This window comes from Arthrobacter sp. alpha11c (assembly GCF_054149985.1).
Genome location: NZ_CP196747.1, coordinates 1,543,903 through 1,559,922, shown reverse-complemented (window position 1 = coordinate 1,559,922; position 16,020 = coordinate 1,543,903). Strand labels below are relative to the sequence as shown.

At 60.3% G+C, this 16,020-nt stretch carries 11 protein-coding genes and 1 pseudogene; 11 read left to right on the top strand and 1 reads right to left on the bottom strand.

Annotated features, from left to right (window positions below):
- The first annotated feature begins 12 nt into the window (after positions 1-12).
- The 8 genes and pseudogenes from ACTAQJ_RS07105 to ACTAQJ_RS07070 all read left to right on the top strand — a co-directional run.
- Positions 13-831 carry an ABC transporter permease gene (locus tag ACTAQJ_RS07105; RefSeq protein WP_498701541.1) on the top strand — a complete coding sequence of 273 codons (819 nt, stop codon included), beginning with the start codon at positions 13-15 and terminating at the stop codon, positions 829-831.
- 10 nt (positions 832-841) lie between these two features.
- Positions 842-1,708 (top strand): ABC transporter permease, encoded by an 867-nt coding sequence (locus ACTAQJ_RS07100; RefSeq protein ID WP_477521662.1) that lies wholly within the window; start codon positions 842-844, stop codon positions 1,706-1,708.
- Between the two features lie 158 nt (positions 1,709-1,866).
- Positions 1,867-2,577, top strand: a complete 711-nt coding sequence (locus tag ACTAQJ_RS07095; protein ID WP_498701540.1) for an ABC transporter ATP-binding protein — start codon at positions 1,867-1,869, stop codon at positions 2,575-2,577.
- An 84-nt stretch (positions 2,578-2,661) separates the two neighbouring features.
- A complete protein-coding gene (locus tag ACTAQJ_RS07090) occupies positions 2,662-3,558 on the top strand; it encodes a fumarylacetoacetate hydrolase family protein (protein ID WP_498701539.1) in 897 nt (298 codons plus the stop codon).
- Positions 3,555-4,964: an FAD-binding oxidoreductase gene (locus ACTAQJ_RS07085; RefSeq protein ID WP_498701538.1), complete on the top strand. Its 1,410-nt coding sequence runs from the start codon at positions 3,555-3,557 to the stop codon at positions 4,962-4,964. Before ACTAQJ_RS07090 ends, ACTAQJ_RS07085 begins: the two co-directional genes overlap by 4 nt.
- Entirely contained in the window at positions 4,965-5,441 is a 477-nt protein-coding gene (locus tag ACTAQJ_RS07080; RefSeq protein WP_498701537.1) for a VOC family protein, read from the top strand.
- 47 nt (positions 5,442-5,488) lie between these two features.
- Complete coding sequence (locus tag ACTAQJ_RS07075; RefSeq protein WP_498701536.1) at positions 5,489-7,462, top strand: thiamine pyrophosphate-binding protein; 1,974 nt, start codon at positions 5,489-5,491, stop codon at positions 7,460-7,462.
- Between the two features lie 313 nt (positions 7,463-7,775).
- A pseudogene (locus ACTAQJ_RS07070) lies at positions 7,776-8,414 on the top strand (IS110 family transposase); the annotation flags it as partial.
- A gap of 1,372 nt (positions 8,415-9,786) precedes the next feature.
- Here the strand turns inward: ACTAQJ_RS07070 and ACTAQJ_RS07065 are convergent.
- Positions 9,787-10,107, bottom strand: a complete 321-nt coding sequence (locus ACTAQJ_RS07065) for a hypothetical protein (protein ID WP_431119853.1) — start codon at positions 10,105-10,107, stop codon at positions 9,787-9,789.
- Between the two features lie 684 nt (positions 10,108-10,791).
- Here ACTAQJ_RS07065 and ACTAQJ_RS07060 point away from each other — a divergent pair.
- The 3 genes from ACTAQJ_RS07060 (at position 10,792) to ACTAQJ_RS07050 (ending at position 15,875) form a co-directional block, all read left to right on the top strand.
- Positions 10,792-11,214: a DUF4259 domain-containing protein gene (locus ACTAQJ_RS07060; protein ID WP_498701535.1), complete on the top strand. Its 423-nt coding sequence runs from the start codon at positions 10,792-10,794 to the stop codon at positions 11,212-11,214.
- Positions 11,215-11,640: 426 nt separating this feature from the next.
- Positions 11,641-14,223 (top strand): CLIPPER-2 domain-containing protein, encoded by a 2,583-nt coding sequence (locus ACTAQJ_RS07055; protein ID WP_498701534.1) that lies wholly within the window; start codon positions 11,641-11,643, stop codon positions 14,221-14,223.
- A gap of 170 nt (positions 14,224-14,393) precedes the next feature.
- Positions 14,394-15,875: a SpaH/EbpB family LPXTG-anchored major pilin gene (locus ACTAQJ_RS07050; RefSeq protein WP_498701533.1), complete on the top strand. Its 1,482-nt coding sequence runs from the start codon at positions 14,394-14,396 to the stop codon at positions 15,873-15,875.
- Positions 15,876-16,020 lie beyond the last annotated feature (145 nt).

The following is a 16,020-nucleotide window of genomic DNA, read 5'->3' as shown; positions in this document are numbered from 1 at the left end:
TGGAGGCCAGGCATGGTTCTGAAGAATTCGAGTAGAACAAGGACATCCTTGTCCATGGAGCGCGGTCAGGGCGTCGATTGGAGAAGGCCCGTCCTGAGAGCTCTTGCATTCGCCCTCTTTATGGGTCTTTGGGAGGTGCAAGCCCTGAGGTTCGGGCCCGGGATTGTTCCTTCACCGGCGGAGGTCGGTACGGCTCTGGTCCGGCTCCTGCCCGAGCAGGATTTCTGGGCCGCCGTGTGGGCGACAATCAGTGGCTCCATTATTGGACTAGCTATTGCTGCAGTTCTGGCAGTTCCTCTCGGGATGTTGGTAGGCGCGAGTCCCTTCTTTGGGGCCAGCACACGCCTTTCCGTAGATTTTCTCCGGACAATCCCACCAGTCACACTCATTCCCCTGATCGTTCTCCTATATGGCCCAAGCACTTGGATGAAGATTGTCCTCATTGTTTTTGGCTGCATATGGCCGCTCTTTGTGCAAGCTACGTACGCCATACGCGAAGTGGACCCTGTTCTTCGTGATTTCGCGCGTGCTTTCCGCTTGCGGACACGGTTCCTGTGGCTGAATGTTCTGCTGCCCAGTTCGGCGCCGTTTCTGTTGACAGGGTTTCGAATTGCCAGCACGATCGCGCTGCTGCTGGCGGTCGCCGCTGAACTCATCGGGAATGCACCTGGAATCGGGCGTGAGATCACCTTGGCACAAATGGGCGCGCAAGTACCTACGGCTTACGCCTACGTCGTGATCGCCGCGCTTCTCGGTGTCGCGGTCAACCTTGGGACGGGCCTCGGTCAGCGCAAGGCTCTTTTTTGGCATCCGTCTGTACGTGGAAGGTGAGAGAACCATCATGACAAATAGGACAGAGCGAGGTTTTCTTAGGGCAATGAAGGGCCTATTGCTCGAGCTTTGGCTACCTGTGATCGCGGTGGCTCTCTGGCTGGCGATTAGTGCATCCAGCAAGTCGCCCTTCTTTCCGCCTTTGCAGACGATCCTAACGAAGGCAGTAAAAGTATGGATCACAGATTCACGCCTCACAAGTGACCTGGTCCCCAGCCTCCTGAATCTCCTGATGGGCTATGGGATCGCTGTCCTTGCAGGAGTCCTGATCGGCACAGCTTTAGGGCTGATGCCCATGGTTCTTGAAGCGATAGAACCCGAGCTGGAATTTCTGCGCGCGGTTCCTGCCGTTGCAATACTGCCGATCGCGATCATAGCTATGGGTCTCGGGGACGACATGAGAATTGCTGTCATCGCCTTCGGGGCGGTGTGGCCAGTCCTGCTCAATACCATCGCGGGCATCCGCGCGCTCGATCCCGTAGTGAAAGATATGAGCACAGCGTTCTCGCTTTCAGCTGCAACGAGACTGTTCGTCGTGCGCCTTCCGTCTGCTGCTCCGCAAATCTTCGCTGGTGCGCGAACAGCGCTCTCGATAGCAGTGGTTCTGATAGTCGTCAGCGAAATGACAGGGGCCCACCGCGGCGTCGGATACTTCATTTTGGCGGCCCAAAGGAACTACGCCATCACGGACATGTGGACCGGGATGCTGGTCCTCGGGATCCTCGGCTACTTGCTGAATCTTGCCTTCAGAATTCTTGAAGGCCGCCTGTTGCACTGGCACCCCAGCTATCGAACGCAAAACCAGTCGCGGGGAAAGGTTGTGTCGCCAAAGACTGCACTTAGCCAGCAGGCCACGACAGGAGCTGTCACCTTGTGAATCAGACAAAAGCTACCAGACCGATCGGAATTGAAGCCGTGAGTACATCGAACAGCACCAATGAGGCCGCTATTGTCAAAGCGGCGAAAACTGAGAGTAGGGATAGCGTCAACGCCGTCATCGAAGCTGTGAACCTTGGGCATTCCTACAATACTTCCGTGGGAAGCGCCGAAATCCTTGCCTCTGTTGAATTTTCAGTGCTGCCAGGGGAATTTGTTTGCATCGTCGGTCCATCGGGCGTGGGCAAAACAACTCTTTTGCGTTGCCTGTCGGGTCTGCAGCAACCGACGGCCGGCCACGTTGCGGTTGACGGCATCCCACTCGCTGGTCCATCGACAGCAATCAGTCTCGTCTTCCAGGACTACAGTCGCTCCCTGCTGCCCTGGCTGAGTGTTATCGACAACGTGACGCTTCCGCTGAAGGGCAGGGTCTCCAAGGGTGAACGGCGGGCAAGGGCGGAAAAAGCCCTGCGGGAAGTGGGGCTTCGGGAGGCCGCCAATCGCTACCCCTGGCAGCTTTCGGGGGGGATGCAACAGCGAGTAGCGATCGCCCGTGCCCTCGTATTCGAACCGAGAGTAATGCTCATGGATGAGCCCTTTGCCTCGGTTGACGCACAAACACGAGAAACTCTCGAAGACCTGGTACTTCGGATCAGGGAAGACCAGGGGCAGGCAGTTGTCCTGATAACGCATGACATCGACGAAGCAATCTACCTCGCTGATCGGGTGATCGTCTTGGGGGGCCGGCCTGCCAATGTTCGCGCCAATCTTTCGATTCCACTTGGCTCCTCCCGCACCCAGCTCCAAACCAAGGCCCGCCCCGAGTTCGCTGAACTCAGGGCCCATGTACACAGGCTCATCGGAGGCTAGATGCTGCATACGTCGAAAGTGGTGTATCCGGGGCACGCATAGCTAATTTGAGCCGAATGTTTAATGAAAGAGTGTGAATTCCCAATGAAGTTGGTTAAATACCTGCATAAGAACAAAATACGTCTGGGCGTCAGAGTCGATGATGGACTCGTTGCTGATAGCGGCTTCGCCGACCTCAGACAATTTCTGGAGACCCCTGCCGCGCGCAGGTCCGAAATCCTAACTGAGGCCTCAGGTCATGGCCGCCCTGTCCGTCCGGAAAAACTCCTCGCACCAGTGGCCGAACGCTGCCAGATCATTTACACCGGTGGAAACTACGCAAGCCATCTTGCGGAAGTCGCCCACCTTGTAACGCCCAAAGAACCGGTCTTCTTCCCCGGTCTCTGGTCCTCCGTAATAGGCCCAGGCGATCCCATCGCCATCCCAGAACCGGATAGCACCGTTGATTACGAGGTTGAACTCGCGTTTGTGATCTCGAAGACCGCCAGTAAGGTCAAAGCTTCCGAAGCATGGGACTACGTGTACGGCTACACTCTCGTAAATGACGTGAGCGCGCGAGACGTCATGCAGCGCGAGGCCATGCAAATCATGCTCTGCAAGAGTCCCGATACCTTTTGCCCGGTGGGCCCGGAAATAGTAAGTCGCGACGAGATCGCCGACGTTTATGGGCTTCGGATCACCTCCACGGTCAACGGCGTCCTAAAACAGGACTCGACAACCGGCACCATGCTCACGAGAATCCCGGAGTTGCTGGAATTCCTGTCCCGGACGGTCACTCTTCAACCCGGCGATGTCGTTACTACAGGAACACCTGGCGGAGCAGGTGCCTTCCGTAACCCGCCTGAGTTTATGTCCCCCGGAGACACTGTCACAGTCGCGGTCGAACAAATTGGTGAACTTACCAACCCGCTGGTAGCTGGGTGGCTCCAGGAAGAAGGCAACCGAGCCCAGGAACATGAAGCAGAAGGAATACACGCATGACCCCACGAACCCTGGCAGCAAGCCTTTCGAAGTATTTCGGTGAACGGTTCCTTACACCAGGGGACCGGCGCTACGACTCCGCGCGAAAAGTGTGGAACGGCATGGTCGATAAACGACCCCTTGGGCTGGTCAAGTGTGCCGACGGACGAGACGTATCAATAGCGCTGACCGAGTCCGTGGCAGCCGGAGTGCCCATTTCAATTCTCGCCGGAGGACATCAGATTGCCGGTGGCGCCGTTATAGAGGATGGCGTTGTCCTTGACCTTAGCGCCATGCGTTCGGTGAATGTAGACAGACAAAGTTCCAACGTTTCAGTGGGTGGAGGTGCACTGCTGGGCGACCTCGACCGTGCTGCATCCAGGTACGGTCTCGCCGTCCCGGCAGGCGTTGTCTCCCATACGGGAGTGGGGGGACTGACCCTGGGCGGGGGCATTGGATGGCTCTCGCGAAGTAGGGGACTCACCTGTGACCGGCTCCTCTCTGCTCGCGTCATTGACGGTACGGGCAGGGAGAGGTTGGCCAGCAGCACCGAGAATCCCGACCTCTTTTGGGCCATGCGGGGAGGCGGTGGGAACTTTGGTGTCGTCACAGAATTCACCTACGAAGCCGCGCCGATTGGGTGGGTGACGTTTGGAACGCGGACGGTGGGTCTGCAGCAGGCGCGAGCCGCGTTAATCGAATATGGGAGCCGCGCCGACACGCTGCCCCGACAACTTCAAGTCATGGTCAAAGTACAAAAAGCGCTGAGCCAGTCGGGTCCAAATCACCGGCGAGGTGAACCCGTGGTCACGTTTGAATGGATGTGGTCCGGGGACCCAGTTGACGCTTTCTCGGCGCAAGAATCGCTTGGGCTGGAGCACCTCGGGTCTGCCCAGGTGGCCCGCCAACGGTTTGCGGAAGTTCAAAGCCACCAAGACCACAGGTACCCCCATGGCTTCAGATACTTCCTCAAACCCGGTCACTTCAACGCGCTGACAGCCGAGGTTGCGGACGCCATGCTCAAAGCAGCCGAATCAATGCCGAGTGAAGACGCTCAAATTGAAGTTCTCCTTCTCGGAGGGGCAATTGACGATGTGCCTGAAAGCGAAACGGCCTACCCCAAACGGTCAGCACGCTTCGCCTACAACGTCACAGCCGGCTGGGAAAGTGACCTACTCGACCAGGAACATATCGGATGGTGCCGTTCAACACATCAATCCCTCAACCGTCTGGCAACTGAAGGCGCCTACATCAACTTCCTCGGTGCTGATGAAGTTGTAGATCTGTCAAGCATATTTGGGGCAGCGAAATATGCCCGGCTCCGCGAGGTCAAAGCACAATACGACCCCGGCCAGATCTTTCAACCGATGGTGCCAATACCCCCAGCTGATAGCCCCCTCGCCGCGACAAATTCAGGAACCAGGTAAATGATGACAAACGATATAAAAGCATCCGAAGTATCTCTTGCTGGTATCCACCACCTGAAAATTCCGGTTACCAATCTCCAGACGAGCTTGAAATGGTACGAGGAGATCCTGGGAGCTAAACGATGCGCAGAATTTGATCACTTCGACCGGGAAGGGAATCTCTTTGCCTACATCGTTACGATCCCGGGTATCGATACATACTTTGAACTTCGCTTGGCCCCCAAAATCGCGGAGCGCATGAAAGGGTTTGATCCGACAATCCTCAGCGTTGGGACCCTCGAGGAACTTGAACTGTGGGAACAGCACCTGAACCAACAAGGAGTAGCAAATTCGTCTGTCCTCCGCGGCATCGTCGGCTGGCTGCTCGTCTGTCATGATCCCGACGGGCTGGCTATCCGTTTCTACACTTTGGAAACCCATGAGTTCGACGCTGCAGGATCCGACATGGATTCTCCCTGGGTGGTCTACCCCGAATAAGGATCGGCGCCGTTCCACTCCGGACGCCATGTAAAAGCTGCCACGCGGTGGGGCGCTGTGCGCTCTCCGCGACCCTGGCCCCGCCGCCGCCCTATTCATCGGACCACGGTTCCGCCGGAAGCCCACAGCGAAGGCATCCCACCTTCAAAGGCAAGCGCCACGCATTCGCGGAGACTAACTCCGCCCCGACGGTTCACCCTGCAGCATCCGGTCGGCGCACCATTTCCACGTCAACACCACGGCGGACGACCACCACCCCAGACTCCTTAAGCGGTCACTGCGGCATTCGCAGCGCAGGCACTGCATATCCCTCTCTCACCGGGCCAAGGCCCACGATAGGAAACCGCATGACAACGCCCATCCCACCCACCGCCAGCCCGACGGTGTCCACAGCAATCGCGGACGTGGTGGCCGACCGCGCCGGCCATCTGTTCGGCCTAATGGGCAACGGGAACGCCCACCTCATCAGCCACCTCACCAGCCGGGGATTCCCCTTCACCTCTGGACGCCACGAGGCTGCCACTGTCGCGATGGCCGACGCGTACTACCGCGCCGGCGGCCAGATTGCGGCGGCGACCACGACCTACGGGGCCGGGTTCACCAACGCGTACACGGCGCTGGCCGAGGCTAGGCTCGCCCGAGTACCATTGGTGCTCATCGTCGGGGACGCGCCAAGCACCGGGCCGCGGTCGTTCGACATCGACCAAGTCACAGCGGCAGAAGCGGTAGGAGTCGTCACGCTCGTGGCGCACCCCACAAACGCGGTACTAATTGCTCACCGCGCCTTTGACCTCGCGCTGCGCACCGTCCAACCCGTGGTCCTCGCCATTCCGTACGACCTGGCCACCGAACCCTTGGAGGAGCAGGCCCACCTCGAACCTTTGCCAGCCAAGCCCGTCTGGAATGCGTCCGGGAAGGAGCTCGACCGGGTCGCCGCCATCCTGCGCAACGCTAAGCGACCGCTCCTGCTGGCCGGGCGAGGGGTGCTGCTCGGAGACGCCGTCGGCCCTTTCAAAGAGCTCGGGGACCGGTTGGGGGCCATGTTCATGACCTCCGTAATGGCCGTCAACATCGTCGACAGCCCATGGAACCTCGGCATCGCCGGAGGCTTCGCCCGCGAGCACCGCCTCGACCTCGCCCGGCAGGCCGACGTCGTGCTCGTCGCCGGCGCCTCCATGAACTCCTTCCAGCACCGCTACGGGACCCTCTTCGGACCCGACACGCGCGTCGTCCGCATCGACAACGAGCCCCCCAGTGATCACCCACACGTCGACAAGTACATCCGCGCCGACCTTGCACCCTTTCTCGAAGCACTGAGGGGCCGCATACCAACGGTCAACGAGCACCGGACGTGGCGACATGCCGCGACCGAGGTCGCGGGGGACGACTTCCGCTCGATCGGGCCCTACGAGGACCCGGAGGAGTTCGGCCCCGACGGACGCCTCAACCCCCGCACGGTGGTCGCTGCCCTGGAGCGCATCCTCCCCGCCGAGAGGTCAATCGTCATGGACGGCGGGCACTTCATGGGATGGGCCCCCATGTACCTCTCTGTCCCCGACCCCCAAGCAATGGTCCTGGTGGGAACCGCCTTCCAATCTATAGGCCTCGGATTCGCCTCCGCGCCCGGAGTTTCAATAGCCCACCCCGAACGGACCACCGTGTTCATCACCGGCGACGGCGGAGGTCTCATGGGACTGGCAGACTTCGAAACCTTCATCCGGACCACCCGCAGAGGCGTGGTCATCGCCCTCAACGACGCCGCTTACGGAGCCGAACTCCACCAGTACGCTTCCAAAGGCCTCGACCCGACCGCGATGCTAATCGATGAAGTCGACTTCTCCGCCATCGGCCGCGCTCTCGGCGCAGACGGCCAGAAGGCGATAACTCTCGCAGACCTGAAGATCCTCCAGGATTGGCTCGCAGAAGACGACAAAGGCGTGTTCGTGCTTGACGTCGCCATATCCCGGGAAATCGTCGTCGAATGGATGTCCGCCTCCCTCGCAGTCAAAAAGGTCCTCTAGACCCGGGGGCCGCAAGGCCAGCCTAGACGATATGGCTAGGAGGAACTCGGCCGCCCGTGGGCTCGGGTGCGGTTCCTTCTGAAGGCTATTTTCGCCTGGCCGGACACCGGTGCGCCCTGTTTGATCGGGCAGGGTTACGGTCCGGGGGATGGGGGCGCTCCGGGTCCGCGCCGGGGCGGTGATGGCCTCTGTCAGAAGGACCCGGGAAGTGTGTTCAAGGTGGGCTGGAACCTCCTTTTCAAAGCAAGACGTGGGTTGCCTGCCACACTTGGCGGACAAGTAGAGCCACATTTGAAGTTTGGAGGTTCCAGCTATGTTCGAGCGTACAAGCGTTGGACTGGATGTCCATGCCAGGAGTGTCGTAGCCTGCGCGTTGGATGGTCTGAGCGGGGAAGTTTTCCGGCACCGTCTGACGCCGGACCGGGATGAGATCCTCGCCTGGATCATCTCGCTGCCTCCGCCGGTCAAGGTCGTTTACGAGGCGGGTCCGACCGGTTTCGGCTTGGCCAGGTTCCTCCTCTCTTCCGGCATCGATACCGTTGTCGCGGCCCCGTCTAAGCTCCAGCGCCCCTCGGGTGATCGGGTCAAAACCGACGCGAAGGATGCCCTGCACCTGGCCCGGTTGCTCAAACTCGGTGAAATCACGGCAGTCCAGATTCCCTCGGTAGAGCAGGAAGCAGCTCGCGATTTGGTCCGCTCCCGTGAAGATGTCCGCGGTGATCTGATGCGATGCCGGCATCGGATCTCCAACCTCCTGTTACGCCAAGGCATCGTCTATTCCGGTGGGCAGGCGTGGACCGGAACGCATGACTTGTGGCTCGCCCGGCAGCGTTTCGATGCCCCCGCCCGGCAACTGACGTATGAGTCATCGCTCGAGGCGATGCATCAGATCTCGGACCGCCGCGACCGTCTTGATCAGGCAATCGCCGTCATGGCCTATGCAAGCGAATACATGACAAACGAGAACTACATATCAGCTGTACGGCGACCGGACTTTGATGAAGGATCATCCCCACCGGCGCCATGAGGGGGTCGGCGGGAGCCGCTGTGAAGTAAGAACTGGTCCTGGATGGCCTGGCGGTAGATGTCACCTCGCACTAACTGAGGGATTCAAGTTGCCACCGGTCAGCCAAGGGCTCGCGGCGCCGCGTGAACGTATGCAGCTTTCAGGGTCTGCCAGGAATTGCTCTTACCTCAGCCATCGCCCTCCTCGCCTCGCTGGCTCTTTTCCCCTTGAAGGTCCAAGCCTGCCATTGGCCTTCAGCCCGGCTACTGGAGCAAGGGCGAAACCCCCTGAGGAGCAGCATCGAGATAGATGGCCCCATTCCTTGGCTTGGTTTGTGGGTTTCTGTCCAGCTTGGTATCTGGGCACGATCTACGCCCGGTTTGGGTAGGGATCTCTCAGCAGCATGTGTGGCCCGAAGGCATTCAGCCGTCTGCGTTCATACGTCCGCTGGCTGCAAACAACGGATTCACAAACACATGGGCTTTCGCTGGTGTTGCGTGTTTTCCGTGATGTATAAATACGGATCAGAGAGGACGAGTATGTTCTGGAACCAGCGTCTCCCGGCAGCGGTTGTCACGTCCATACTGGCGCTTTGTAGTCTGGTGCTGATTGTGGTCGCGGCACTCCAACCTGGAGCCGGCCCCCTGAACGCCCTCTGGCTTGGGTTTTCGTTAATGGCGATCTACACGCTTGTACGAGCATGGCAGCTAGGTAGAAGACAGCACTCACCCCAGGTGCTTAGTACCAAGCCGTGGAAATGGCTGGTCTTCGTTGTGGCCCTTATCGGTTCAGGTGTTTTCGCGGCTTTTACCTTAGACACCCCACGAGTTTTTGACATCAGTGGCGTGCTCCTGCTGTTGATAGCGAACCTGATTCCAATGCTTCTTTTCGAGGCTGATACTGGGCCCGCTCAATAGACCGACGACGCGACGCACTTAGACCCTTCGGTCAGTGGATGGCGCTCACTAAAGACCCCAAACCCCGAACCAAAGCCACTGTTTTGTCGAGTCACCCTTGCATTCAAAACAACATCGAGGCTTTGCACAAGAGGACCCCGGCAGCCAAGGAAATGTGATCAGAGCCAAGGCCGAGTTCCCAAGTTTCTAGGGCTTACCGAAGGGGGGAGGGTACCTCCTCCCAACGCAACTCCGGTCTGGCACCTGGCGGAGTCCGTTATTCGGAACCGTAACTATTCCTCAAAATATTGCTCTCTAGTGCTCAAATCCGTCAGACTAACCTGCGCCTGCCTACGGGGGTATTCCGTGCTGCCGTGGAAGAGCAGGCGGGTAGGCAAGGTGTGGAAGCTGGGTAATTGCTCCTACCGACCTTTATTGGCCGACTCTTGGGTATGTTTTCCAGCGGGCGGTGTCCCGATGACTGGTATAGGCGCCGTGTCGAAGAATCGGTATTCCGTGTCCGGAATCCGGATGGTGCCAGCGGCCTCCGCTTTGTCCCGGAGGAAATCGTGATCATCGCGGGTAAGCACAACCTGCCCGTGCACGTCGTACTCGACGTCCTTGTATTCTTCGTTGCTGATCCTGCTCGATAGGGCTTGGGGCAGAACGAGGCTTGCCGGATTCTCCAAGAGCCATGTCCGGATCTCGGAGTCGAGCCGATTCCATTCGTGCTTAATGCTCATTGCCGTGGACGTCCCCTTCTGCTGGTTTTTGCCGGGTGGTAGTGAATTCCACTCAGATTACGCCTGCCGTTTAGCCGACGATAGAGCTGTGGGCCACCCGCTTCAGGGGTCTCCAGCCCAATTCTCATGCCGAACCCGCCCTTGGGGAGGCGGCCTCGCGGCGCAGCAACGAACGCCAGCACGCCCACAAGCGCACTCGCCAGGGATACGGTCGTGGAGATGGCGAAGGCATCTGCTGAGAACTGTTGAAGCCCAAATGAGAAGGGCAACCAAATGACAACCCACAAGAACACGTCAACAATGCTGCCCCAGCGCCTTCCGCGGCTTAATCCGATAAGGGCCACGACGGAGAGTCCTGCTATTCCAAGGCCGCCAGCCATGCCGACGAAGAACCCGCGTGTTACAGTCAGCGGATTTCGTCGCAAGCACACGCAGTACTGGTTCCAACGCAGTACCGCCCACTAAAAGAAACCCTCGGATTTCTTGGGTTTCTTCCTTTTGTCGGCGGGGCATCTCAGCCATCCGATCGCTTCCAACGAATGCGCCACGCTGGTTTCCGGCTGGCAGCAAAGCGCGGTCCAGACCAGTGCCTGACGGTAGGGTGGGTCGGCCAGGGCTGGAATGTTATGAACATGATCGTATGAGCTGCCTAAGCGAGCGGCACTAAAAACAGGGGAGTTTGCTATGGGAACTTGGTCGACCGGTAGCTTCGGAAATGACGAGGCCCTCGATTGGTTTGGGGATCTGCGGGAAGCCCCTGAAACAATGCCCTTCATTGAAGAGACTGTGGCTAACGGCTCGACCGAGAGCATTATTGCCGCCGGAGCGGTTTTGGCCGTGCTGAGCGGACACCTACATACAGACGTTCACCCGGATGTTATCGAATGGTGTGCTGGCGGACCGGCCCCGTCATCCGCCTTGAAACTGGCGGCAGCGGATGCGATCCAGGCCGTCATCGATGACCCGGAAGTTGACGGTCACGACGCATGGGCGGAGCTCGGCGAAGATGACGATGACTACGTTGGATGGATTGCAAACTTAGAGAGCATTCAGCCTCCTTGCCCGCGAGCTCCAGCTCCATGCGGATCCTGGACGGTCTGCCAGTGACCTCATAGTCAGCGAGGTCTGGCCGTCATCGTGTGAATGCTTTCGGCTTTGCAGGAGAACTGCTCAAGCCTCATTTCCGTCTCATCCCGCGACGTGATCCCTCATGGGCCCGTCAGTACTATTTTCCCCACGATGCTGTGAGGCTCTGCTGGTTTCGCTCAGCAGCTCCATCCACGGTCCGAGCTCTGGCGGCAGCCTTCCCGGCAGGAGCCTCGGGGCCTTTCTCTCAAAGAGTTTCGCTTTTTGCGACATGAACTTTTCCAATCACGCACTCCTTTGACTGGAGACCGACCTTGCCGGACGCAATCGGTCGGTCTCCGCAACATATGTTTGGCCGTCGGCTGTGGGGTCTGTCGGTCACTGTTCATTGGAGAGAATCCCTTGAAGTATCTGCTTGGGAAAATAACTGCCTTCGTTACCGTTTTAATGGTCGTTTTTGGCGCACTTTTATTGGGGGTGCTCCACCTGACTGCACCAGCTCAGGCCTACGAAGTAGCAACCAACCAGGCAAGCGTCACCGGTGGGGCGGCTATTTTGACGATGCCGGGATCCGGTCTAACCACCACGTATGACCAGTCGGGCTATACCGACCTCGTGGGGCAGACAACGATGGGCAGCCGTGGATATGTCGCCTCTGATTTCTCACAAAACGTAGGAACCGGGGCCCCGGCTGTTGAATTCGCAACCAACGCAATCAACGACTGCCCAGCGGTAGGCACCTGTACAGGCTTGGGGACCATCACTATCACTTTCAGTCAGCCGGTGAGGAATCCTGTGCTCAACATCGCTGGCGTCGGTGGAAACGTGAACTGGTACGAAAACAAGAAAGGACCTGTCGACAAGCAGTCCCAGCTCCACGCCGTGTTGAATCTCGCAACCACGGGGTTGACCATGACCAAGCTTTCCGGCGGAAACCTCAGCGTGTCGGGAAATGCAATCACGGCGACCAACGACAACGCGGGTACTCGGTGCGAGACGACTACCCAAACGAACGATCCTCAGCCCGTGAATGCACAGGCGACCGCAGCCTGTGGGTCTGTCCGTATCAACGGAGTCGTCACCTCTCTGGCTTTCGACATCAGCGCGGTCTTCGTGCAGGCCACCAGCGCGCTTCCGCCATACACCAACAACGACGTCCAGAATCCAAACCATAACGCGGACAACTACGTCATTGCGATGACCGTTCCTCAGGATTTCGGTGATGCGCCTGTTTCGTACGATCAAAACAACCTCGGCCAAAACGACGCGGCGCGGGCTGTTCTGTCGGATGTGACGCTTGGGCCGAACGTGACTGAGGATAACGCGACGGTGGCCAATGGCACCGCCTCGCCGAATGCGGGTCTGACGGCGGCCCAGGACCTGATGGACGACGGCGTGGTCCTGGCACCGATGGTGCAGGGTGCTACCAGCTACTCGACAACGGTGGCGATCAGCGGGGCCAGCAAGTCCGGCACGACCTGCGGCTGGATCGACTTCAACAAAGACGGACTGTTCAATAACACTGCCGAGCGGGCCTGCGCCTCCTTCCTCGCCGGTGCCACGACCGCCACGCTGACCTGGACGTCGATCGCTCCCGTGACTGCGGGGACGACGTATGCGCGGTTCCGGGTCGGTTACACCATCAGTCAGGTCCAGCTTCCGATCGGACCCTCCGATTCCGGCGAAGTGGAAGATTACATCTTCACGGTTGCTCCGGCGGCTGCTCCGGCCATCACGCTGGTGAAGACGGTGAACAAGACCATCCTGGTGGCCGGTGAAACGGCCACGTACACGTTCGTGGCGAAGAACACGGGAAACGTGACGCTGACCTCGGTGGTCATTACCGAGACCCAGTTCTCCGGAACGGGCACCATGTCCACGTTGTCGTATGCCTGGCCCGGTCTTCCGGGCATCCTTTTGCCGGGGCAGTCGGTGACGGCGACGGCGACGTATGTGGTCACGGCGACGGATGTGACCACGGGGTTGTTGACGAACACGGCGAAGGTCACCGGGAACCCGCCCCTGGGTTTGCCCGTCACGGCGGTCGATGATGCGCAGGTCACGGCCCCTGCTGCGTGGAAGATCAAGAAGACGGCGACGGTGAACGGGTCGGTTCCGGCGAATGGGTCCGTGAGCCCGGGGCAGACCATCGTGTACACGGTCACCGCGACCAGTATCAGCGGCACCATCACCGGGGTTGTGCTGAAGGACAACCTGGCGGAGGTCCTGGATGACGCGACGTTCGTGTCAGGGTCCGCGACCCTGGTCATCGGCACGGGAACACCTGTGGCGGTGGCCAACCCGGTGCCGCCCTCCACGCTGCTGGCCACCGCGGCGTTCACCCTGCCGGCCGGGCAGACCGCCACCTTGAGGTACAGCGTGCTGGTCAAAGCCGACGCCTGGAACGAACAGCTCGTGAACGTTGTGACGGGCACAGCGACCACCACCGCACCGCAGACCTGCGCACCAGGCTCCAGCGCCCCGGGTCCTGACTGCACCACCACCCACCGAACCCCGGCCAAGGTGTTGATCGAGAAGATCGGCGAGTCCTCCGGCGGCACGTGGGTGCCGATGGCCGGGTCCACCTGGGCGGTGCACGTCGATAACAACGGCGCACCCGGTACCGTGCTGGGAAGCCCGGCCGTGACCGCTGTGGCCGGGCAAACGGGTCGGTTCCAACTCGAAGGGATCCAGCCCGGAACGTACTGGCTTGAGGAAACCACGGCCCCGGCCGGGTTCAGCCTGCTGGCCGAACCGGTGAAATTCACCATCGCCGCCACCGGTGCCGTGACCCTGGGCCAGGGTTCCCAGGGACAGGGTGCGGGAGGTGGGGTGGTGACCAGCACGGACGCGGACGGTGACGGGATTTTCCTGCTCACGGTCCGGGACGTGCCGGCACTGGAGTTGCCTGAGTCCGGCGGCATCGGCTGGTGGCCCTTCACCACCACAGGATCGGTCTTGGTGCTGGCCGCCCTGGCCTTGGCCCTGGCCGCCAACCGCCGCCGCCAGCGGGAGCCAATTACTACCTGACACCGGCCCACTACTACCCGGCACGAGTCCGTCAGTATCTGACACGAGTCGGTCACTACCTAGAAGAAGAGTTCCCCCAATCCCCGCCGCGTGTGCGGGGTGGGGCGGTGCATGTCCATTTCCAAGTACCACCAGCATGAAAAACCATCACGATGAAAGAGGAAAACACAGTGAGTAATCACCACACCGGGCGGGTTTGGAAGACCGCCGCCGCCACGATCGCCGGGGCGGTGTTGGCGATGTCCTTCTCCGTGGCCCCGGCTTCGGCCGCACCGTTGGTTGACGGGGACCAGACCGGTTCCATCACGGTCCACAAGTTCGAACGCCCCTCCACCCCGACGGGCCTGCCGAACAACGGCACGTCCGTGGACACCACCGGCCTGACACCGTTGGCCGGTATCGAATTCACGATCCAGCAGGTCAACACCATCGACCTGTCCACCAACGCCGGCTGGGACGCAGCGCACAACCTCTCCAGCGTGTTCGCCCCGGCCAACGCCGCGGGCTCGATCACCGGTGCCGGCTACACCCTGGGCGCTGCCCAGGCGAAAACCACCGACGCCGCCGGGACCGCCGGTTTCACCGCGTTGCCTGTTGGCCTGTACCTGGTGACCGAAACGAACTACCCGGCCGGTGTGACACCCTCGGCCCCGTTCCTGGTCTCCGTGCCGTTGACGGACCCGGATAACAAGGACAACTGGATCTACGACGTCCACGTCTACCCGAAGAACTCCGTTGCCGGGGCCGAGAAGACCGTCACGGATGCCCCTGACGTCAAACTCGGGGACCAGATCGACTTCACCATCACCGGTGACATCCCGAACGAAGCCGTCATCGATGGCTACAAGATCGTGGACGTCCTGGACCCGAAACTGACCTACGTCGGCGCGTCCGCGACCCTCGTTGACGGCACGCCCATCACGGCCGGCACGGATTACACCGTGAGCTTCGACGCCGCGACCAACACCGTCTCGGTCATCTTCACCGCCGCCGGCCGGGCCAAACTCGCTGCACACACCGACACCCGGGTGCAGGTCATGGTCAACACCAAGGTCAACACCATTGGTGAGATCGAAAACGAAGCCCTCGTGTACCCGAACGCTGCCAGCTTCACCACCACCCCGGGCCAGCCCGGTGGCCCGGTCGTGACGCCCCCGGTCGTGACCAAGTGGGGCGAAATGACGCTGCAGAAGGTCAACGAGAACGGTGCAGCCCTTGCCGGTGCCGCGTTCTCCGTCTACACCAACGAAGCCGACGCGAAGGCCGGCACGAACCCGGTTGACCTCAACGGCCAGACGGTCTTCACCGTCGCCGCTGACGGCACCCTGACGATCTCGGGCCTGCGGTACTCGGACTGGGCCAACGGCGCAGCCGTGGCACCCGGAACCCCGGACTACCGCACGTACTACCTGGTAGAGACCACCGCCCCGGCAGGGTACGAACTGCTCGCCGAGCCGGTGTCCTTCCTGATCAACGGCACCAGCACCACGGTCGGTATCGACCTTGAAGTGAAGAACATCCCCTCCAACAGCGGCTTCCAACTGCCGCTGACCGGTGGCGTGGGAACCGGCATTCTCTACGCAGCCGGTGCCCTCCTCGTCGTCGGCGCGGCCCTGATGTTCCTCCGCAACCGCCGCACCAGCAACAACTAACACCAACACCAACCAACACCAGCAACAGCACCACAGCCGGTAAACAACACAACTGGTAAACAACACCGCAGGGGCCGCTACCCGCGGCCCCCGCAGTGACCCCAAGTGGGGAAGAACGCCAACCACGCGCTCTTCCCCACTTGCA